Below are 21339 nucleotides of genomic sequence, written 5' to 3'. Positions count from 1 at the left end.
GCGGGAGCCCAGGGATTTCAGTCCGCAACGCTGACGTCCCCGAGCTCGATATCCCTTGGCGACGGCAACGTCTCACTACCGACACCGCCGAGGTCATTCGTCAGTATGCAGCAATCCCCGATCTTTTTTTCACCGCCGGCCGCCCGTAATCCCACGTCTGTTAACACGGTCTCAATGACGCTGCCTCAATGGCGCCTCTTTCAGGAGCATCTTGACAGCACTCGAGAAACAAATGACACTCGTTCTTGTTTGCAGTCCGTTTACCGGATTCATCCCAGCACCGGTCCGGCATCCCTCGATCATCAGCACCTGAAGGAGTGATTCACCCCATGGTCAAAGCAACGTTCCAAAAGCCGGCCGCCCTGCTCGTGGCCTGTGCACTGGCATTCACCCTGCCCGTGTCGGCCCTGGCCCAGGGTGAGGTCAACGTCTATTCCGCCCGCCAAGAGGCCCTTATCAAGCCCCTGATGGACGAATTTACCGAACAGACCGGCATTCGCGTGAACATCGTCAGCGCCCAGGCCGACGCCCTGCTGCAGCGCCTGCGCAGCGAAGGCCGCAATACCCCGGCGGATGTGCTCATCACCGTGGACGCGGGCAATCTGCACAGCGCCAAGGCCGCCGGCGTCCTGCGACCGGTGACATCAACCGTGCTTGAAGAGTCCATCCCCGAGAGCTACCGCGACCCGGAAGGCTACTGGTACGGTCTGTCCATGCGCGCCCGCCCCATCATGTACGTGAAGGGCAAGGTGGATCCGGCGGACCTGTCCACCTACGAGGCCCTCACGGACGCCAAGTGGCAGCGCCGCATCTGCATCCGCTCTTCCAGCAACGTGTACAACCAGTCCATGACCGCTTCCATGATCATCGCCAACGGCGAGGCCGAGACGGAAACCTGGGCGCGGGGCCTGGTGGCCAACATGGCACGCCCACCCATGGGGGGCGACCGGGACCAGATCCGGGCCGCGGCGGCGGGACAGTGCGACCTGGCCATCGCCAATACCTACTACCTTGGTCAGATGCTGAATTCCGATGATAACGCAGAGCGTACCGCCGCGCAGTCCATCGGCGTCTTCTGGCCGAACCAGGATGACCGGGGCGTCCATGTGAACGTGAGCGGCGCCGGCGTGGTGACCCATTCCCGCAACGCGGACAATGCCGTCAAACTGATCGAGTTCATGGCCGGTGACAGTGCCCAACGCTGGTATGCGGAAGCCAACCAGGAGTACCCGGTCAAGCCCGGCGTGGAATGGAGCGGCACCCTGGCTGAACTGGGTGAATTCCAGGCCGATGCCGTCAACCTGGGCCTGCTGGGCGACTTCAACGCCGCCGCCGTGCGACTGATGGACCGGGCCGGCTGGCGCTGAGTTGTTACCTTCTTCCTCACCCGTCCTTCTCCCCTGGCGGGGAGAAGGACGGGTGAGGAATGACCGATAGCCCCCATGCGGAAAGACCGGCACCACCCATTCCGTCATCCCATGAAAGAATGCCCTTCCGTCACTCCCGTGCCCCCTTTCCATCACTCCCGTGCCTTCCCGCGAAAGCGGGAGCCCAAGGCTTGAACGGTTTTGAGGCCATGACCGGATTCCCGCTGGCGCGGGAATGACGGACTCAGACACAGGAATGACTGACCCGGACGCGGGAATGTGATGACCCGGAACATTATTAAGGAGAATCAATCTCCGGATCATTTGTCATCTGCTCGATACGCAGTAGACTATGCCCCTTCCCAAAGACCCGATTCCCAGACACCTCCCCATGACCAGCCACCCGACGACCCCATGAGGACTGCCCCGGTATCCCTGCAAGGGCTGTTCTCGCCGGGCCGTCTCAAACGCCCCGATGCCTGGAGTCTGGGCATCCCCCTTATCGCCGCCATCCTGGCCCTGCCGGTACTGGTGATTTTTGCCCATGTCTTCATCCCGGCCTCGGACGTCTGGCTGCATCTGCGACAAACCGTGCTGCAGGACTATGTCACCAATTCCCTGATCCTGATGGGGGGCGTGGGCGTGGGGGTCCTGCTCATCGGCATCCCCACCGCCTGGCTGGTGAGCATGTGCGACTTCCCCGGGCGACGCCTGTTCGAATGGGCGCTGCTGCTGCCCCTGGCCATGCCGGCCTACATCATCGCCTACACCTATACCGGCATGCTCGACTTCGCGGGTCCGGTGCAGACCCAATTGCGGGAGTGGACCGGCTGGGGCTGGGGTGACTACTGGTTCCCTCAGGTCCGTTCCCTGCCCGGGGCCATCGTCATGCTGTCCCTGGTGCTCTACCCCTATGTCTACCTGCTCAGCCGCGCCGCCTTCCTGGAGCAGTCCGTCTGCGTGCTGGAGGTCTCCCGGACCCTGGGCGCCGGACCCTGGGCGGGCTTTCGTCGCGTGGCCCTGCCCCTGGCCCGGCCCGCCATCATTACCGGCCTCTCCCTGGCCCTGATGGAAACCCTGGCGGACTACGGCACGGTGCAGTATTTCGGCATTCCCACCTTCACCACCGGCATCTTCCGCACCTGGTTCGGCCTGGGCGACCCGGGTGCCGCCGCCCAGTTGGCGGGGATCATGATGACCTTCGTCCTCGTGCTGATCGTGCTGGAGCGCTACTCCCGACGCCGCGCCCGCTTTCACCACACCAGTGCCCGCTATTCCCGTCTGCCCCGCTACCGGCTTCGGGGCAGGCACCTGGCCGCCGCCCTCGTGGTCTGCACCCTGCCCATCGTCCTGGGTTTTATGATCCCTTCCGCACAGCTGCTGCTGTGGGCCCTGCGCACCCCGCACATGTGGATGCAGCCGGAGTTCCTGGGCCTGGTCTGGAACAGCGTCTCTCTGGCCGCCATCGCCGCCGTGCTGGCAGTGGCCCTGGCCTTGATCCTGGCCTACGGCAAGCGCCTGCGCCCCTCCCTGCCGGTCAATGGCGCGGTGCGGGTGGCCGGCATGGGCTATGCCATCCCCGGCACCGTCATCGCCGTGGGCGTGATGCTGCCCTTTGCCTGGATCGACAACACCATCGACGGCTGGATGCGCGACGCCTTCGGCATCTCCACCGGCCTGATCCTCTCCGGCACCCTGGTGGCCCTGGTGTTCTCCTACTGCGTGCGCTTCCTGGCCGTCTCGCTGCAGACGGTGGAAGCAGGTCTGGCCAAGATCAAGCCGTCCATGGATGATGCCGCCCGCTCCCTGGGCACACCGCCGCGGCAGGTCCTGGGCAAGATCCACATGCCCATCATGCGCGGCAGCCTGCTCACCGCCCTGCTGCTGGTGTTCGTGGATGTCTTGAAAGAGCTGCCGGCAACGCTGATACTGCGCCCCTTCAACTTCAACACCCTGGCGGTGCGCGCCTTTGAGCTGGCCTCGGACGAGAGGCTGGCGGACTCCGCCAGCGCGGCCCTGGCCATCGTCCTGGCGGGGATCATCCCGGTGATCCTCATCAGCCGCACCATCAGCCGTTCCAGACCCGGACATGACACGCCTGCTTGAAATCGACCACGTCAGCGTGGGCTACGACGGCACCACCGTCGTCCACGACGTCAGCCTCGCCCTGAACAAGGGCGTCATCGGCTGCCTGCTGGGCCCCAGCGGCTGCGGCAAGACCACCCTGCTGCGCACCATCGCCGGCTTTGAGCCGGCAGGCGCGGGGCGGGTGCTGCTGGACAGCCAGGTGGTGAGCCAGGCCGGGTGGACCCTGCCCCCGGAGCGGCGACAGGTGGGCATGGTGTTCCAGGACTTCGCCCTGTTCCCGCACCTGACCGTGGCGGAGAACATCGCCTTCGGCATCCGTCGCCAGTCCAGCCGCGCCCGGCGGGAACGGGTTACCGAATTGCTACGGCTCATCGGCCTGCCGGACTACGGTCCGGTCTATCCCCACGCACTGTCCGGTGGGCAGCAGCAGCGCATTGCCGTGGCCCGGGCCATGGCCCCGCGCCCGCGGCTGCTGCTGCTGGATGAGCCCTTTTCCAACATGGACGTGGAACTGCGCGAGGGCCTGGCCCGGGAAGTCCGGTCCATTCTCAAGCAAGAAGACATCACCGCCATGCTGGTCACCCATGACCAGAACGAGGCCTTTGCCTTTGCCGACCGCATCGCCGTCATCAACGCCGGTCGGGTGCTGCAATGGGATACCGCCTATAACCTCTACCACAAGCCGGCGGCCCGGTTCGTGGCGGACTTCATCGGCCAGGGCAGAATGCTGATGGGCACTGTGCTCAACGAGCACGAAGTGGAGACCGAACTGGGAGCCATCACCGGCATGATCCCCGATGCCTGTCGACCCGGAGACCCGGTGGACGTGCTGGTACGCCCCGATGACATCCTGCCCGACGACGGCAGCAGGATTTTCGGCGAGGTCACCGACAAGGCCTTCCGGGGGGCCAATTTCCTCTACACCCTGCGACTGGGCAGCGGCAACACTGTACTGTGCCTGGCCCCGTCCCATGAAAACTACGCCCTGGGGGAACGCATCCCCCTCAAGCTGGGCTTCAATCACCTGGTGATCTTTCCTCGCTGAGTCGGGTCATTTTCGGGGCACCCGCGTATCCAGGGCGCCCCACAGATCCACCTTGCGCCCGCTCAGACACACCCCGCGGCCGTGGATCAGCACCTGTCCCGCAGCCGGCAGTATGGTGATGCCGCCGCCACCGGTCTGAATGCGGATCGGCGCCGCTCCCAAGGGCTCGATCCGGAGTCCCCGGTCCGCCATGACCCGCAGGTCTCCCGCCACCCGCCATTGCAGCCCGCCCTGGGCCACGTACAGCACCAGATCATGCCCGGCCAGCAGATGCATCTCCCTGCCCGCCCGGACCCGCAGTTCCCCGCCCGCCGTCATCGAGAGGTCCCCGCCGGCCGACCCCCGCAGATTCGTCGCGGCCCTGCCCTGCATGTGCCCATCGCTGCGCCGCAGGACCGAACCATGGACCTGTTCCAGCTGCCCGCCCCCGATCCGGGCGGTCAGGGAACCACCGCTGCGCACGTGCAGACAGGTGCCGGCACGCAGGATCAGGGCACCCTGGCGGCAGACCAGGGACAGCAGATGACCATCCGTGCCGGCTTCAAGCGACAGCCAGTGCTGAGCACCCGCCGTATGCAGGCGGATCACCGGGGCATCCCGACGATCATCCATGAGCAGGGTCAGCCCGCCCGGGGTCTGGTAACGATGCTCGGCCGGATGCTCCCGGTTGACGGGCGAGGGATGCCGGGCATCCGGGAAGGCCCCATCCAGGACCGCAAAACCATCGGGGTCCCCCCCCAGACACACCAGCATCAGCCGCTGCCCCGGATGCCACGGGGCATGCCAGCCGCCGGCACGTCCCGTGGTCCCGGGCGGGGCCGCGTAAGGTGTCATACGATCCAGCCACGGCGTCACGGACGCCGGATCGGTTTCCCCCTCCAGCCGGGCCCTGTAACACCCGGCACCATCCAGCCGCGGTCCGGCGACCTGCCCCGGGCCTCCCGCCACCGCCACCGGCAACAAATCCGGCAGCGCCCGGGCGCGCCTGGGCTCCGGCGGCCGCCAAGGCAGATCCCGAGGCGCCAGCGCCATCCGGCCCAGATAGTTGAGCCGCCCGTCATCCCCGGCCATGGCCAGGTGATGCATGGCCGTCACCAGCCAGGCACCCGCAAGACCGGGTCGGCCCGGGACATCCTTGAGCCATACCCATTCACCCACGCCGGGTCCCAGGACCGTGGTCTCCAGAGACAGGGTGCGATACCGACATCGGGCCCGTTCCGCCAGCAGCCGGGCCCGACGGTCCAGTGCCTCCACCGTATGCAGCCCGTACCCGGTCCAGTCCTGTACACCCGCCCCGTATCCGGTCAGCGCCGAGGCCTGGTAGGCCCGGCCGTCCGCCAGCCGCCCGGTGACCGTGAAATGCCCCGGCACCGGGCGAACCCGCTCATGGACGGACAGTACCCCGGGCGGTCGACGGCTCCAGCCGCCGGCCGGACCCAGCCAGGTCAGTTCCGAGGGCGCGGCCGACATCAGTCCGGCGGGGTCATCCACCAGCACCAGGGTTTCCAGACCCTGGTGTACCGTGGCATGCCAATGGATACCGGCCCTGGACAGGACCCGGGCCAGCAGACTCAGGTCAGACTCATCCGCCTGCAGGATGCCCGCGCGGGGTGGGTAGGCGTGCATCAGCCGGTTCGTCAGCAAGCGGAGCCCCGTCGGCGCCACTAAGCACCCCGCCAGATCAGGTGGGCTCAGGCCGGTAAACAGGCGAGTCCGCCGACTCAGGGCAAGCCGACACAGGCGGGAACGCAGCAGGACACGGAACCGATGCACGCCGACCCAGGGGACATCCAGCCCGGGGACGGGACCGCAACTGCAGAGGATGCCGTCGAACACCTTGCAGGCACCGTATTCGTCCCGCAGTTCCAGACGGGCGATCGCCCCCGATTGCCTCAGGTAGGCGCTACCGGCCCCCATGACTTCCAGATGCAGTCGCCAGACCCCGCTAAGGCACTCCCTGCCTCGCAGGGACAGCACCGGAAGCGGCCGCCCGGCCAGGGTGAGATGGGCCTCAACGGGTAGACAGGGTAAGCCCCTGGACATGGTCAGCCTCCTTGCCGACAAGGGAACGGGAATTGCGTTGTATCATCCTTCCAAATGCCCCAACGGATCAACACCCACCCATGAGCAACCAGACCGACTCCCCATCGACGCAACCCCGCCTGGGCTGGCGGGAACGCATCGCCCTGCCCGAACTGGGCCTGGACAGCATCACCTGCAAGGTGGACACCGGTGCCCGCACCTGCGCCCTGCACGCCTTTTACGTGGAACCCTTTACGCGGGACGGACAGGCCTGGGTGCGTTTCGGCGTGCATCCCCTGCGGCGACGGCGGGACATGGTGGTGGACTGCGAGGCCCCGGTATCGGACCGGCGGGTGGTCACCGACTCGGGTGGACACCGTCAGCGACGCCATGTGATTCACACCCCCATCGTCATCGGCACACGGGTCCACCTGGTAGAGATCACGCTCACCAACCGGGACACCATGAGTTTTCGCATGCTGCTGGGTCGTAATGCCCTGCAATGCGCCACTTATCTGGTGGATTCCACGGCTTCCTGGCTGGCCGGCGAACCCCGCGGCAGGCCCGCTTAGCACTGCTGTAAAAAAACTGTAAAAACGCGAATCAAAGGGCTTTCAAAATTGCGGCCGACGGGGTATCTTTGCGCCCGTCCCCGGCCGTGTCCGGGGGCACATGTCAGGCCACAGAGGACTTCGTGTTCGTATGGACAGTTGCTGTACAACTTGCACACGCGTGACGACCATTTCGGGTCCGGCATGGGTGTGGTGCAGCGTCCGTCGAGACGAGTTCCCCGCCACGGTCATCTGACCGTCCGGGGCTCCTGATCCCGACGCGCCGATCCCATCCAGGGCACGTACGGGAGCCCCCCACTTTACGCATGATCCCTCCGCCGCCGTCTGGGCGGTGCTTTTCGTGATGGGTTCATGCGGCTTTTCTTCCCGTCGTGTCATGGCTTCCACCCGAAACCGGTCGACGTACCCAACCGGACACCCTTGCAGCATGCCCCCGGGGGCAGGAAGGAAAAGTAGACATGACCAATCTGATGAACAACGCAGCCACCCCTTTCGAAGCGGCCAATGACGCCATCCACGCCCTGCCGTGGACGGACATGGCGCTGGAGACGGTGGATACGGCGGTGCGGATGGGGGAATACGGCGCTGCGCGCCTGCGGTTTCTGAAACTGGCGCAGCAGTCCCAGATTCGGGTACTGCTGCATATTTCGCCGAAGGATGCAGTACGCCTGGCCGAAGGGCTGCCCACCTATACGGTGGCCCGTCTGTTCGAGCAGTTGCCCCGCCCGCTGGGCCGGGCCATCGTGCAATCCCTGCCGGAGGTCAAGCGGCAGGGTGTAGTGGTCATCCTGAACCACCGCCGCCGCCGCTCCCCCCGGCAGCAGGCCATGGGCTGATGGCTGCCCCGCCCTTCTTCCTCGGCGAGGAAGAAGGGCTTTTCCTCTTGCCCAAGCCCACGCAAAGCCTCAAGCTTGGCCCGCCTTTTCCAAGCCCCGAAGCCTTGCATGAAAATTGCCATTCTCTCGCGAAATTCCCGCCTGTATTCCACCCGTCGGCTGGTCGAGGCCGCCAAGGCCCAGGGACATCAGGTCCAGGTCCTGGACCCCCTGCGCTGCTACATGAACATCACCTCCGACAAGCCCAGCATCCACTACAAGGGCAGCGAGCTGACCGGTTTTGACGCCGTGATCCCCCGCATCGGCGCCTCCATCACCTTCTACGGCACCGCCGTACTGCGCCAGTTCGAGATGATGGGTGTGTTCCCCGTCAACGAGTCCGTGGCCATCAGCCGCGCCCGCGACAAGCTGCGCTGCCTGCAGCTGCTGTCCCGGGAAGGGATCGGCCTGCCGGTGACCGGCTTCGCCCACTCCCCGGACGACATCGACGACCTGCTGCGGGAGGTGCAGGGTGCACCGCTGGTGATCAAGCTGCTGGAAGGCACCCAGGGGGTGGGGGTGGTGCTGGCGGAAACCCGCAAGGCCGCCGAAAGCGTGATCCAGGCCTTCATGGGCCTGCGCCAGAACATCCTGGTGCAGGAGTTCATCAAGGAGGCCGGTGGCACGGATCTGCGCTGTCTGGTGGTGGGCGGCAAAGTGGTCGCCGCCATGATGCGCCGGGCCAAGGAAGGGGAATTCCGCTCCAACCTGCACCGGGGCGGCACCCCGGAGCCGGTGAAACTCACCCCCCAGGAGCGGACCACGGCGGTACGGGCGGCGAAGATCGTCGGCCTCAACGTCTGCGGTGTGGACATCCTGCGCTCCGACCATGGCCCGGTGGTCATCGAGATCAACGCCAGCCCCGGCCTGGAAGGGATCGAAACCGCCTCCGGCGTCGACGTGGCCGGCCGCATCATCCAGTTCATCGAACAGAACGGCAAACCCCACAAGACCCGCACCCGGGGCAAGGGTTGACGGCGAGGCCCTTCCCGAACGGTGAGCTTTGCGGCTAACCTGATAGGGAAACAAGACCAGGACGCCGTCATTGATGACCGCCTTTCACCCGCCTGCCGGACGCCTTGGCCCCGCCAGGCGCCCGCTGCCCGTGCTCATCCTGCTGCTGGGCCTGCTCCCCGGCCTGGCCCAGGGCGAGCCCAGCATCCGCATTTCCGATGTGGGCGATGAAATCACGGACAACATTCGTGCCCATATGGGCCTGTCCCGGGAGGGATGCGATCTGCCAGAGTGGCGGGAACGCCCCCTGCTGCGTGCCGCCGACCGGGAAATCCGCAGTGCCCTGCGTGCCCTGGGGCATTATGAACCCCGGTTCACCCTGGACTTCCAGCGCAACGAAGCCTGTTGGTCCCTGCAGGTGGACCTGGAGCCCGGCCCCCCGGTGCGGGTCCGCAGCCTGGACCTCCGGGTCATCGGCGAGGCGGAACAGGATCCCGCCTTCGATGAACTGCTCCAGTCCCCACCCATCCGCCCCGGTGATCGGCTCCGCCACGATCGCTACGAACAGATCAAGAGCGGCCTCAACCGCCAGGCAACGGCACGGGGCTACCTGGATGCCCGCATCGCCACCAGCCAGATGCGGGTCGACGTACAGGAACAGGCAGCGGACCTGGTGGTCCATCTGGAAAGCGGTCCCCGCTATTTCCTGGGTCCGGTCACGCTGGAGCAGGACACCTTCCATGACAGGCTGGTGCGTAAATTCATCCCGTTCGAACAGGGGGATGTCTATGACAGTCGCCGCCTGATCAGCATGCAGCAGGCCTTCATGAACAGCGGCTATTTCAGCGACGTGCGCGTGGACCCCCGCGCCGATGAGGCAGAGGACCTGGAGGTCCCCATTCACATCACCCTGACCCCGCGCAACAAGTGGTCTTACCTGGCCGGGATCGGGGCCAGTACCGACAAGGGACCGCGCGTGCGCCTGGGGGTGGAAAACCACCGCGCCAACCGGGCCGGCCACCGCTATAACGCCGAACTGGAAGTCTCAGCGGTAAATACCCGGGTGGGGATCGGCTATGAGATCCCCCTGGGTGATCCGGCCCGGGAACGCATCAACCTCACCGCCGGCTACCAGAGCGAAAGCACCGACACCTCCGAGAGTGACGTCTACGGCCTGGGCATCGCCCATCTGCGACAACTACCCTCGGGATGGATCCAGACCCGCTCACTGGTGTTCGAGCGCGAAGACTTCAAAGTGGCCGATGTCCGTGACAGCACCACGCTGCTCATGCCCGGATTCCAGATGTCGCGCGTACAGGCGGACCATCCCATCTTCCCGCGCCGGGGCTGGCGCCTGAACTTCAGCCTGCGCGGGGCATCCGAGGAGCTGCTGTCTTCGATCAGCTTCGCCCAGGCCACCGGCCGCGCCAGGTACATCATGCCCCTGGGGGAAGGACGCCTGCTGCTGCGGGCCGATGCCGGCACCACCTCCGTGCAGGACTTCGCCAAATTACCCGCCTCCATCCGTTTCTTCGCCGGCGGTGACAACAGCGTACGTGGTTACGGCTACCAGAAACTGGGGCCCACCAACGACGACGGCGACATCATCGGCGGCCGCCACATGGCCAGCGGCAGCATCGAGATGGACTACCCGTTCGCAGACCAATGGAGCGTGGCCGTGTTTGCCGACGGCGGCAACGCCTTCAATGATCTCAACGAATGGAATGCCCGCTACGGGATCGGTGCCGGGGTACGCTGGCGCTCACCCATCGGCCCCATCCGGGTGGACATCGCCCATCCCATCGACGGCGATGACAACTTCCGTCTGCACCTGACCATGGGAATGGATCTGTGATCCGGCGTCTTCTTGCTGCACTGTTGCTGATCGTTCTGCTGCTGTTCACCCTGTTCACCTTCCTGGTGGGCACCCAGTCCGGTGCCCGGCTACTGGTACAGGTGGGGGGCGGCGTCATCCCCGGAGAGCTGGAGATCGGGCGCCTGGAAGGCAATCTGCTCAAGGGCCTGACCGCTCGGGATGTCCGGTACCGCCACGACGCCGTCACCGCCGAACTGGCCCACCTGGAGGTCCGGGTAGCCCTGCTGCCGCTGACCGGACTGCGGATCGAGGTACTCACCCTGCAGGCGGCGGAGCTGGATCTGACCCTCACCCCGGACCCGGACGCGCCGCCTGCCGACGAGCCCTTCAGCCTCCCCGAGTCGATCCCCATGCCGGTGGTGGTGAATCTGCCCGAGGGACAGATCCGGCAAATCCGCTTTCGCACCGGCCCCGAGGCCGAACCCCTGGCAGTGGACAGCCTGCGCCTGTCCCTGCATCTGGATCAGGAACACGTACTGATCCGTCACCTGGCGATGGAAAGCCCGCTCGCCCATGTCCTGGCCGCGGGCCGCGCCGGACTGGCGCAGCCCTACCCGGTGGACTTGGGGCTGGACTGGAACCTGCCCCTGCCCGAGGCTGCCGGCGACCTCCTGCCGAACGCCGAGCAGGCCCGGGGACAGCTCACCATGCAGGGTGATCTGACCCGGCTGACGCTCCATCACCGGGTGTTTGCCCCCGTGGCTCTCGTCAGTGAGGGTGAGATACAAAACCCCATCACCGCCCTGTCCGTGGACCTGACCCACCACTGGCAGGCCCTCACCCTTGATCTGGCGGAAGCAGGGTCCCTCACCCTGGCAGAGGGTAGGCTGGTAACCCGGGGCCGACCTGATGCCTATACCCTGAACCTGGACACCGCCGTTACCCTGGATCAATGGCCTACCCTCACCCTGAGCCTGGCCGCCGAGGGCGACATGGAATCCCTGCACCCGACTCCCCTCTCCATCCGCAGCGAGGCGGGTGACCTGGATCTGAGCGGCCGGGTGACCTGGCACGAAGGCCTGGCCTGGGCACTGGACCTGCAGGGGCGGAATCTGGAGCCCGGCCGGTTTGTCGCCGATCTACCCGGCCGACTGCAGCTGGGATTGCGCAGCGAAGGGCGCCTGGATGACACCCGGGGAGTCATAACCCGGATTGATCTGCGCGAGCTATCCGGCAACCTGCGCGGGTTCCCCGTTCGTGGACAGGGCCGGATCGACGTGACCGGCACCCATCTGGAATCCCCCGGCCTGCAGCTTGCCGTAGGTGACAACCGTCTCAACGCCCGGGGTACGGTTACGGAACGTCTGGATCTGGCCTTTGACCTGCAGGCCCCGGACCTGCCGGGGCTGTGGCCCGGCCTGGAAGGCCGGCTTCAGGCCCGCGGACAGGTTCAGGGTCCCTTGGACAGCCCGCAGATCACCGCCACGGCCCAGGGCCAGGGCATGGGTTACGGCGATCTGAACCTGCGTCGTCTGAATCTGGACCTGCGGGCCGGCCTTTCACCTCAGAGCCCGCTGCAACTGAACCTGACCGTCGAGGCACTGCGCCTGGGCGAGGCCCTGAACCTGGAACGCCTGACCCTGACGGGAGAAGGGCGGGGTGACGATCACCAGATCCGGCTGGATCTGGACGCCGACCAGGGGCGACTGGGCCTGAGCCTGGCGGGCAGCCTGGCTGACTCGGTTCCCACGGCCTGGAGCGGCCGCCTTACCCGTCTCAACCTGGACCAGCCCCTGGCGGGCACTTGGCAACTGGAAACCCCCGTCCCCCTACGAGCGTCGGCCCAAAGCGCCGAACTGGGACAACTCTGCCTGCTGCAGAATGAGGCCCGACTCTGCCTGGACGGCACCTGGTCCGACGGTGCCGGCGGCCAGGCCCGGCTACGCCTGTCGGATCTGGCCCTGGAGGGCCTGACGCCCCTGCTGCCTCCGAATCTGCAACTGGACGGCTATCTGGACGCCCGGGCCGACCTGCGGCTGGATGAACACCTGAGCCTGGAGGCCCGGATCCTGCCCAGTGACGGCAACCTGCGCGTACAGGGGCTGGAGGGCGATGAGCAGATCATCGCCTACCAGCAGGCCCGTGTGGACCTGCGGGTTGAAGACCGGGACATCGAGACAACCCTGCAATTCGGGTTTCTGGAGGGCGGCACCGTCAATGCCCGGGTCACCGCCCAGCCTCGGCCGGACGGTGAACTGACCCTGCAGGGCATTGCCCGAGCCGACCTGACCGAGTTGCGCTGGCTGGAGATGCTGGTACCCCAGATCCGGGAACCGGCAGGCCGGATCGGTGCCGACCTGACCCTGGCCGGCACCTTATCCGATCCATTGATCGACGGGCAGATCACCCTGACCGACGGCCGCATGCAGGTCCCGGATCTGGGGATCAGCCTTGATGAACTGACCCTGACCGCCCGCAACGAAGGGACTGAGCGCCTGGTGTTTGATGGCGGTGTACGTTCCGGACCCGGACGGCTGTCTCTGAGCGGCCATGCCCTGCTGGACCCGGGTAACCAATACCCCGTCAGCCTGAGCATTCAGGGCGAGCGCTTCCAGGCCGCCCGACGCCCTGATGTGGAACTGCTGATCAGCCCGGACCTCAGCATCACCGTGCAGGGTGAACGGGTGATCGTCAGGGGCGACGTGACCATTCCCGAGGCCACACTCACTTTGCTGGAGATGCCCCAGCAGGCGGTCTCCGTGTCCCGGGACGAAATCATCATCGATGCCGGCACCGATGAGACCCTGCCCCTACAGGTGATCGCCCGGGTCAGGGTGATCCTGGGCGAGCAGGTCCGCATCAGCGGCTTCGGCCTGGAGGCGCGGCTCAGCGGCAACGTGATGGTTCAGGAGACGCCGGGGATGTCCACACGACTGATCGGTGAAGTGCGGGTCGATGAAGGGCGCTACAGGTCCTATGGCCAGGATCTGACCGTGGAACGCGGGGTGTTCCTGTTCCAGGGGCCGCCGGAAAATCCCGGCCTTAATCTGAGGGCCTCCCGACGCATACCGGTCCATGACGTGCTGGTGGGCATCGAAATCATCGGCACCCTGGAGGAGCCCCGTTCACGGGTCTTCTCCGATCCGGCGATGGAAGACAGCGAGGCCCTCGCCTTTCTGGTCACCGGCCGCCCCCTATCCGGTGGCAGCGAGACGGATGCCGGCGCCATTGCCTCGGCCATTGCCATGTACGGCATTGAGCGGGGCGCCTTCATCACCGACCGTATCGGGCAGCAGTTGGGCCTGGACGAATTCGCGGTGGACACCGGCACGGACCTGGACGATGCCGCCCTGATGATGGGACGCTATCTCTCCCCCAGGCTGTATCTGCGCTACGCGATGGGGCTGTTCCAACAGAGCTCCACGGTGATGCTCAATTACCAGCTCACAAGGACCTTGAGCCTGGAAACCAGATCCGGTACCGACGCCCAGAGCATGGACCTGATCTATCGCCGGGAGCGATGATCCGAGCATCCCATTCAGGCAAGTTCACCAACACCATGGGAATCCTCTGAACATGTCCAAGCTTACTTTCCTGGGTGCCACCGGCGAAGTCACCGGCTCGCGCTATCTGCTGGAAACCCAACAGAGCCGCCTGTTGCTGGAATGCGGCATCCAGCAGGGCGGTGCGGAGGCCGACAAAGCCAACCGCCGCTCCCTCGGCCACCTGGCCAAAACAGTGGACGCCGTGGTCATCTCCCACGGCCACCTGGATCATGCCGGTCTGCTGCCCAAGCTGGTGCGCGACGGCTTCCAGGGTCCCATCTACTGCACCGATTCAACCCTGGAACTGCTGGGAATCATGCTGCGGGACGCCGCCCATGTCATGTCCAAGGACATTGAATGGGAGAACAAGTGGCGGGAACGGGCAGACAAACCCCTGATCGAACCCGTTTACACCCAGGAAGACGTGGATGCCACCCTGATACTCTGCCGACCCCTACCCTATGGCCGGGCGGAATCCGTGACCCCGGACATTCACCTGACCTTTCGCGATGCGGGCCACATACTCGGCTCAGCCATTGTGGATTTGATCGTGGATGACGGCGGGCGCAAGCGGCACCTGGTGTTCTCCGGCGACCTGGGCAACCCCGACTCCGCGCTGATGCACGCACCGACCCAGCCTGAGCATGCCGACGTGGTCCTCATGGAAAGCACCTACGGCGATCGGGATCATCGTCCCCTGGGGGACACTCTGGAAGAACTGGCCCGGATCCTGACCCAGGCGGACCGGGACGGCGGTAACGTGCTGATCCCTGCCTTCGCCGTGGGGCGGACCCAGGAAATCCTCTATCACCTGGGCATGCTCTACCATGAGGGCCGCTTGCCCCAACAGAAGGTCTTCCTGGACAGCCCCATGGGCATCCAGGTCACGGAACTGTATGCCAGGCGCCGCGGCGCCCTCAACGGCAAGGATCTCAAGCAGCTCCGCCAGGCCTCCGGAGAGCGCCTGGAGGCATCACTGCCCATCCTGCAGTTCACCCGCCGTATGGATGAGTCCATGGCCATCAATCGGATCAAGTCCGGGGCCATCATCATCGCCGGCGCCGGCATGTGTACCGGCGGGCGCATCCGCCACCATCTCAAGTACAACCTGTGGCGCAAACAGAACCACGTGGTGATCGTGGGCTTCCAGGCACGGGGCAGCCTGGGACGCATGCTGGTGGACGGGGTGCAGCGGGTCAAGCTGCTGGGCAGCGAAGTGGCGGTCAAGGCCCAAATACACACCCTGGGCGGGTTCTCCGCCCATGCGGGGCAGCGTCAGCTGGTGGCCTGGGCGAAGGGGTTCAAGGACAAGCCGGTGTTCTACATGGTGCACGGCGAACCCCGGGCCCGGGATGCGCTGGCGAACCTGCTGCGGCAGGAACACGGCATCGATGCCCGGGTGCCGGCGTACGAGGAGACGATCACCCTTTAGCCGGGGTTATGCTTCCCCCTCATCCCCGCCCTTCTCCCCCCGGGGGAGAAGGGCGAACCTCGCCATAGGCAATCAAATCCCTTTGGAAGGATGCAGGAAAAGCCCCTCTCCCCTTGCGGGAGAGGGGCTGGGGTGAGGGGAAACGCCGAAAAACCTACCGCTTCACCTGCAGCTGGGAAATATCCCGCACCGCACCCCGCGCTGCGGAAGTGGCCATCAGGGCATAGGCCTTGAGCGCCTGGCTCACCACCCGCTGACGGTCCAGCGGTTGCCAGGCCTTGTCACCCCGCTGCTCCATGGCCGCCCGCCGACGCTCAAGCTCCGCGTCCTCCACGGCCATGCGGATCACCCGCGCCGGGATATCGATCTCGATGATGTCACCCTCTTCCACCAGACCGATGTTGCCGCCTTCGGCGGCCTCCGGGGACGCATGCCCGATGGACAGGCCCGAGGTGCCGCCGGAGAAACGTCCGTCCGTCACCAGGGCGCAGGCCTTGCCCAGCCCCTTGGACTTCAGGTAACTGGTGGGGTAGAGCATCTCCTGCATCCCCGGGCCACCGCGAGGGCCTTCATAACGGATGATCACCACATCCCCCGCCTTCACCTGATCACCCAGGATCGCCGCCACCGCCGCGTCCTGGCTTTCGAACACCCGGGCCGGGCCGGAAAACACCAGGATGCCCTCGTCCACCCCGGCGGTCTTGACGATGCACCCTTCCGGGGCCAGGTTGCCGTAAAGCACCGCCAGTCCGCCATCCTTCGAATAGGCATGTGCCACCGCACGGATGCAGCCCTGATCCCGGTCCAGATCCAGAGCATCCCAACGCCGGGACTGGGAGAAGGCCTCCTGGGTCGGCACGCCGCCGGGGGCGGCCAGGAAGCGTTCATGGGCCTCGGCGGCATCGCTTGCGGCCACATCCCAACGCGCCAGGGCATCGGCCAGGGTGGGGCTGTGTACCGTGGGCACACCCCGGTGCAGCAGTCCGGCACGGTCCAGCTCACCCAGGATCGCCGGCACACCACCGGCCCGGTGCACATCTTCCATGTGATACTTCTGGGTGGCCGGGGCCACCTTGCAGATGTTGGGTACCTTGCGGGAGAGGCGGTCGATGTCCGCCATGGTGAAATCCACCTCCCCCTCCCGGGCCGCCGCCAGCAGGTGCAGCACGGTATTGGTGGAGCCCCCCATGGCGATGTCCAGGCTCATGGCATTCTCGAAGGCCTCGCGGCTGGCGATGGCGCGGGGCAGCACGGCGGTGTCGTCCTGCTCGTAGTAACGCCTGGCCAGATTCACCACCAGGCGCCCCGCCTCCAGAAACAGCTCCCGGCGCCCGGCATGGGTTGCCAACAGGGAACCGTTGCCCGGCAGGGACAGGCCCAGGGCCTCGGTGAGGCAGTTCATGGAGTTGGCGGTGAACATGCCGGAACAGGAACCGCAGGTGGGACAAGCAGAACGCTCGTACTCCATCACGGTTTCATCGCTCTCATGGGGATCGGCAGCGGCCACCATGGCATCCACCAGGTCCAGGCTGATGACCTGTTCGCCGCGGGTCACCTTGCCCGCCTCCATGGGGCCGCCGGAGACGAACACCACGGGGATGTTCAGCCGCATGGCGGCATTGAGCATGCCGGGGGTGATCTTGTCACAGTTGGAGATGCACACCAGGGCATCGGCACAATGGGCGTTGACCATGTACTCCACTGCGTCGGCGATCAGCTCCCGGGACGGCAGGGAATAGAGCATGCCGCCGTGGCCCATGGCGATACCGTCGTCCACGGCGATGGTGTTGAACTCCTTGGCCACGCCGCCGGCCTTCTCGATCTCGCGGGCCACCAGCTGGCCCAGGTCCTTGAGGTGTACGTGCCCGGGGACGAACTGGGTGAAGGAGTTGGCGATGGCGATGATGGGCTTGCCGAAATCGCCGTCCTTCATGCCGGTAGCACGCCACAGGGCGCGGGCGCCGGCCATGTTACGGCCATGGGTGGAGGTGCGGGATCTGTACTGGGGCATGGTGAACTCCGAAATGCTGCCAAGACCGCACAGTTTACACCGTCGGCTCACGGGACAGAAAAAAAGCGGGCGGGTTACACCACACCGACCGCCGCCCCCCCTTCCATTCATGCACGGTCACTCCCCTCCATTCATGCATGGTCACTCCCGCGAAAGCGGGAGCCCAGGGGCCGGCCTGCGACTGGATTCCCGCGTTCGCGGGAATGACGGGCTAAGAAGGAGGTAACCTATTAAGGAGGTGACCTTTTCAAACGGGGCCATGTCCTGTTAAACACGGGGATGACTTGTTCAGCCCCCGAAGATTCCGTCATTAAAGGAGGTCCGATCCATGAGCATCACCCTCAATGTCAGCAACATCCAGTGCGGCGCCTGCGCCAACAGCATTAAGAAAGGCCTGGGACAGATACCCGGGGTCCACCAAGTGGCGGTGGACGTGGCCGCGGGCACCGTCACCGTGGATGCCGACCCGACCCTGCGGGACACCCTGGCCGAGCGCCTGGACGAACTGGGCTTTCCGGAAAGATGCTGATGGGAATGGGCCTGCCGCTGCTGGTGCTGCTGCCGGCACTGCTGGTCACCGCCTGCCTGCCCACCCAGGAGCAGGCAGGCGGTGAGGCATCGGACTCCGGCACCCTGGCCGTCATCCCCCTGCAGATCGGCACCCATCATCTGACCGCCGAAGTGGCCGACACCGCCGACCTGCGTGCCCGGGGACTCATGTTCCGGGAATCCCTGCCCCCGGACCACGGCATGCTCTTCGTCTGGGAGCAGCCCGAACCAGTGGCCATGTGGATGCTCAACACGCCCCTGCCGCTCTCCGTCGCATTCATCGACGAGGAGGGGCAAATCCTGAACATCGCCCGGATGCAACCCCACAGTCGCACCCTGCACCATTCCACGGGAGCGGCCCGCTATGCCCTGGAGATGCGCCGAGGATGGTTCCAGGATCACGGGGTTCAGTCCGGGCAAACCGTGACAGGACTGCCCCGCTGATTCGCCCGAATCGTCGAAATTATTTACATAAAATAACCTTCACCCATAAGAAATAACGATAAGTCTCTGTAATTAATAAATTTAAAAAAAACGGCGCGATTAATGCATTCAAATCCACGGTCATCTGTCACACGCCGCCAAGGAAAGGGACGTACCGGGGGAGTACCACATGGACCCAGGCCGAGATTCCCATCACCGGCTACTTTGGATCGACTTTTCCCAGGCACCCAGCCCACCGCCGCTGGGCAGCAACTGGCATGTGCTTGCGGCTACAACCCTGGCCGAAGCCGAGGCGTTCCTGCGCCAGAACCCCGTGCCGGTCGGCGCCTTCCTGCTGCAGCCGCCCACCCTGAACACCCTGCCGAACCTGGAAGCCTTTTTGCGCCGGCACCGCGACACCGAATGGGTGGCCCTGGTGGAACCCTCTCTGCTGTGGGACAACCGGATCAGAGAGTTGCTTCGCCATTGCTGCCACGACTTTCACTCCCTGCCCATTGATCCCTATCGCCTGAAAGTGGTGCTCGGCCATGCCTCGGGGATGGCGCAACTGCTCCACACGACCCCCATTCTCCCCGTGAAGCTTCGGGACAGCCCCCTGATCGGGGAAAACCCGTCCATGATCCAGGTGATGCGTACCATTGAAAAGGTGGCCCGGGTGAGCGCCCCGGTACTCATCACCGGAGAAAGCGGCACCGGCAAGGAAGTGGCCGCCAAGGCGGTCCATGACCAGTCCCCGCGGGCCGACGGCCCCTTTGAGGCCATCAACTGCGCCGCCGTCCCCGCCTCCCTGATCCAGTCCGAACTCTTCGGCCACGAGCGCGGGGCCTTCACCGGGGCCCACAAGGCCCGGGCAGGCCGGGTTCAGGCGGCCAACGGCGGCACATTGTTTCTTGATGAGATCGGCGACCTACCGCTGGAAGTCCAGGCAGCCCTGCTGCGATTCCTGCAGAACCAGACGGTCCAGAAGGTGGGCAGCGATCATGAGGAAAAGGTTGATGTCCGGGTGGTCGCCGCCACCCATGTGGACCTGGAAGCCGCGGTCCATTCGGGACGCTTTCGGGAAGACCTCTACTACCGACTGGATGTCCTCCGCTTCGAGATGCCCCCACTCCGGGAGCGGGGCTGCGACTCGGTCTTGCTGGCCAGGCATTTCTTCCGCAAGTTTTCCACTGATCGGACCACCCCGGTCAAGGGGTTCAGCCCGGCCGCCATGGAGGCCATTCGTGACCATCGCTGGCCGGGCAATGTCCGCGAACTGATCAACCGGGTACGGCGAGCGCTGGTACTGTGCGAACATCGCTACATCCAGCCGGTGGACCTGGGACTGGAGGATGTCCTGGTCGCCGAGAGCAAACACGCCAGCCTGGAGACCATCCGCGCGGATGCCGAACGCCAGGCCATCCTGGATGCCCTGCAACTCTGCGAAGGGAATGTCTCCGCCGCCGCACGTCGGCTCGACGTCTCGCGCATCACGTTGTACCGACTGGCCCGCCGCCATGACATCCCGTTATCGGGGCAAGAACCCACGCGGCAGTCCGTGTCCAGCAATCCCTGAAACGTTTCAGCCATGCAGGATCACCCCCACATAGACCTGCCCACATAGGAATGACTGCATGTCACAGTCTGGGAAATTCGTATTTTTCGCAACCGGCTCCATCCTTTCCATCTACCTGGCCTCATCCCCGGCCTGGGCGCAGACCCCGGAAGTCGTGGGGGAACGCCCCCCCGAGGATCAGCGGCAGGCCGATGTGGCAGCGGTCTTCGAAGAGCGTGGACTGCTCACCCCAAAGGGCAAGTGGGTGGTGGAACCCTCATTACAGTACATCCACAGTTCATCCACCACCGTGGCCATCGACGGCTTCACCATCCTGCCGGCCATCGCCATCGGGCTCATCGACGTCAGCGAGGTGCAAAGGGACACCCTCACGGCGGCCATCGCCCTGCGGTATGGCCTGACCGACCGGGTGGAAGTGGGCTTGCGGATTCCCTACGTCTGGCGGGATGAGTCCTTGCGACGCCGGGAGATTCTGGTGGGGACACCCGCGGACCAGGTCACAGGGTCCGATGGCATGGGACTTGGCGATATTGAACTGGGTTTACATTATCAGTTCAATCGCGCAGTCACCGGGAAGCCTTTCTTTATCGGCAATCTGCGCGTCAAAAGCACCACGGGAACCTCACCTTTTGAGGTGGACCGGGTGCCGGCAAAAGACAGTACCGGAGAAGAAATCCCTGGCGTTGATATCTTCCTTGAACAGCCTACCGGCTCAGGGTTTTGGGCGGTACAGCCCAGCCTCACGGTCATTTACTCCACAGACCCCGCCGTGATCTACGGCAACATCAGCTATGTGTGGAACCTGGAAAGGGACGTGGGCAATGACCAAGGCAAGATCGACCCGGGTAATGCCCTGGGCTTCAGCCTGGGGACCGGATTTGCCCTGAACAATCGAACTTCCTTGAGTTTCGGCTATGACCACAGCATCGTGTTCAAAACCAAGCGCGAATTAGGAGACCCTCTCAATCCGACCTTTGACCGCGTGCAGGTGGGAACCTTTCTATGGGGCCTGTCCCACCGCCTGTCGGACCGAACCAGCATGAACTTCTCCGTCGGTATCGGTG

Annotated in this window: 15 protein-coding genes; 13 read left to right on the top strand and 2 right to left on the bottom strand. The window is 65.2% G+C overall.

Annotated elements, in window-relative coordinates:
• Positions 1-329: 329 nt before the first annotated feature.
• From LQ952_RS11595 to LQ952_RS11585, 3 genes are all read left to right on the top strand, one after another.
• The gene (locus LQ952_RS11595; RefSeq protein WP_238622804.1) at positions 330-1367 is read left to right on the top strand and encodes a Fe(3+) ABC transporter substrate-binding protein; all 1038 of its coding nucleotides are present in this window, start codon (positions 330-332) and stop codon (positions 1365-1367) included.
• 414 nt (positions 1368-1781) lie between these two features.
• Positions 1782-3473, top strand: coding sequence for an ABC transporter permease (locus LQ952_RS11590; protein WP_238622803.1), 1692 nt, complete (start codon positions 1782-1784; stop codon positions 3471-3473).
• The gene (locus LQ952_RS11585) at positions 3457-4500 is read left to right on the top strand and encodes an ABC transporter ATP-binding protein (RefSeq protein WP_238622802.1); all 1044 of its coding nucleotides are present in this window, start codon (positions 3457-3459) and stop codon (positions 4498-4500) included. The genes LQ952_RS11590 and LQ952_RS11585 overlap by 17 nt, the downstream gene beginning before the upstream one ends.
• 6 nt (positions 4501-4506) lie before the next feature.
• Here LQ952_RS11585 and LQ952_RS11580 read toward each other — a convergent pair whose 3' ends face one another.
• Positions 4507-6543 (bottom strand): type VI secretion system Vgr family protein, encoded by a 2037-nt coding sequence (locus LQ952_RS11580; protein WP_238622801.1) that lies wholly within the window; start codon positions 6541-6543, stop codon positions 4507-4509.
• Positions 6544-6623: 80 nt separating this feature from the next.
• Here LQ952_RS11580 and LQ952_RS11575 point away from each other — a divergent pair, with 80 nt between their 5' ends.
• The 6 genes from LQ952_RS11575 to LQ952_RS11550 all read left to right on the top strand — a co-directional run bounded on the left by LQ952_RS11575 (position 6624) and on the right by LQ952_RS11550 (position 15716).
• The gene (locus tag LQ952_RS11575; protein ID WP_238622800.1) at positions 6624-7094 is read left to right on the top strand and encodes an ATP-dependent zinc protease family protein; all 471 of its coding nucleotides are present in this window, start codon (positions 6624-6626) and stop codon (positions 7092-7094) included.
• 458 nt (positions 7095-7552) lie between these two features.
• Positions 7553-7930, top strand: coding sequence for a hypothetical protein (locus LQ952_RS11570; RefSeq protein WP_238622799.1), 378 nt, complete (start codon positions 7553-7555; stop codon positions 7928-7930).
• A gap of 108 nt (positions 7931-8038) precedes the next feature.
• The gene (rimK, locus tag LQ952_RS11565; protein WP_238622798.1) at positions 8039-8944 is read left to right on the top strand and encodes a 30S ribosomal protein S6--L-glutamate ligase; all 906 of its coding nucleotides are present in this window, start codon (positions 8039-8041) and stop codon (positions 8942-8944) included.
• A gap of 73 nt (positions 8945-9017) precedes the next feature.
• Positions 9018-10778 (top strand): autotransporter assembly complex protein TamA, encoded by a 1761-nt coding sequence (locus LQ952_RS11560; protein ID WP_238622797.1) that lies wholly within the window; start codon positions 9018-9020, stop codon positions 10776-10778.
• Entirely contained in the window at positions 10775-14263 is a 3489-nt protein-coding gene (locus LQ952_RS15990; RefSeq protein WP_238622796.1) for a translocation/assembly module TamB domain-containing protein, read from the top strand. Before LQ952_RS11560 ends, LQ952_RS15990 begins: the two co-directional genes overlap by 4 nt.
• Positions 14264-14315: 52 nt before the next feature.
• Positions 14316-15716 carry an MBL fold metallo-hydrolase RNA specificity domain-containing protein gene (locus tag LQ952_RS11550; RefSeq protein ID WP_238622795.1) on the top strand — a complete coding sequence of 467 codons (1401 nt, stop codon included), beginning with the start codon at positions 14316-14318 and terminating at the stop codon, positions 15714-15716.
• Between the two features lie 154 nt (positions 15717-15870).
• Here LQ952_RS11550 and ilvD read toward each other — a convergent pair whose 3' ends face one another.
• Complete coding sequence (ilvD, locus tag LQ952_RS11545) at positions 15871-17727, bottom strand: dihydroxy-acid dehydratase (protein WP_238622794.1); 1857 nt, start codon at positions 17725-17727, stop codon at positions 15871-15873.
• 328 nt (positions 17728-18055) lie between these two features.
• On the opposite strand from ilvD, the gene LQ952_RS11540 reads away from it, so the two are divergent.
• The 4 genes from LQ952_RS11540 to LQ952_RS11525 all read left to right on the top strand — a co-directional run.
• Positions 18056-18256, top strand: a complete 201-nt coding sequence (locus LQ952_RS11540; protein WP_238622793.1) for a heavy-metal-associated domain-containing protein — start codon at positions 18056-18058, stop codon at positions 18254-18256.
• Positions 18256-18720: a DUF192 domain-containing protein gene (locus tag LQ952_RS11535; RefSeq protein ID WP_238622792.1), complete on the top strand. Its 465-nt coding sequence runs from the start codon at positions 18256-18258 to the stop codon at positions 18718-18720. Before LQ952_RS11540 ends, LQ952_RS11535 begins: the two co-directional genes overlap by 1 nt.
• Before the next feature lie 169 nt (positions 18721-18889).
• On the top strand, positions 18890-20275 hold the full coding sequence (locus tag LQ952_RS11530) for a sigma-54 dependent transcriptional regulator (RefSeq protein ID WP_238622791.1): 1386 nt from the start codon (positions 18890-18892) through the stop codon (positions 20273-20275).
• Positions 20276-20333: 58 nt separating this feature from the next.
• The coding region (locus tag LQ952_RS11525) for a hypothetical protein (RefSeq protein WP_238622790.1) at positions 20334-21339 on the top strand (1006 nt) is incomplete at its 3' end.

The sequence above is a fragment of the Ectothiorhodospira lacustris genome (assembly GCF_022227785.1).
GTDB lineage: Bacteria > Pseudomonadota > Gammaproteobacteria > Ectothiorhodospirales > Ectothiorhodospiraceae > Ectothiorhodospira > Ectothiorhodospira lacustris.
Note: the sequence above shows the minus strand (reverse complement) of the source record. Positions and strands in the feature narration are given on the sequence as shown.

Excerpts from the sequence above, each read along its gene's own strand:
- LQ952_RS11590 (WP_238622803.1), top strand. The coding sequence starts at position 1,782 with ATGAGGACTGCCCCGGTATCCCTGCAAGGGCTGTTCTCGCCGGGCCGT.
- LQ952_RS11560 (WP_238622797.1), top strand. The coding sequence starts at position 9,018 with ATGACCGCCTTTCACCCGCCTGCCGGACGCCTTGGCCCCGCCAGGCGC.
- LQ952_RS11540 (WP_238622793.1), top strand. The coding sequence starts at position 18,056 with ATGAGCATCACCCTCAATGTCAGCAACATCCAGTGCGGCGCCTGCGCC.
- LQ952_RS11535 (WP_238622792.1), top strand. The coding sequence starts at position 18,256 with ATGGGAATGGGCCTGCCGCTGCTGGTGCTGCTGCCGGCACTGCTGGTC.
- LQ952_RS11530 (WP_238622791.1), top strand. The coding sequence starts at position 18,890 with ATGGACCCAGGCCGAGATTCCCATCACCGGCTACTTTGGATCGACTTT.
- ilvD (WP_238622794.1), bottom strand. The coding sequence starts at position 17,727 with ATGCCCCAGTACAGATCCCGCACCTCCACCCATGGCCGTAACATGGCC.
- rimK (WP_238622798.1), top strand. The coding sequence starts at position 8,039 with ATGAAAATTGCCATTCTCTCGCGAAATTCCCGCCTGTATTCCACCCGT.
- LQ952_RS11585 (WP_238622802.1), top strand. The coding sequence starts at position 3,457 with ATGACACGCCTGCTTGAAATCGACCACGTCAGCGTGGGCTACGACGGC.
- LQ952_RS11570 (WP_238622799.1), top strand. The coding sequence starts at position 7,553 with ATGACCAATCTGATGAACAACGCAGCCACCCCTTTCGAAGCGGCCAAT.
- LQ952_RS11595 (WP_238622804.1), top strand. The coding sequence starts at position 330 with ATGGTCAAAGCAACGTTCCAAAAGCCGGCCGCCCTGCTCGTGGCCTGT.
- LQ952_RS11550 (WP_238622795.1), top strand. The coding sequence starts at position 14,316 with ATGTCCAAGCTTACTTTCCTGGGTGCCACCGGCGAAGTCACCGGCTCG.
- LQ952_RS11575 (WP_238622800.1), top strand. The coding sequence starts at position 6,624 with ATGAGCAACCAGACCGACTCCCCATCGACGCAACCCCGCCTGGGCTGG.
- LQ952_RS11580 (WP_238622801.1), bottom strand. The coding sequence starts at position 6,543 with ATGTCCAGGGGCTTACCCTGTCTACCCGTTGAGGCCCATCTCACCCTG.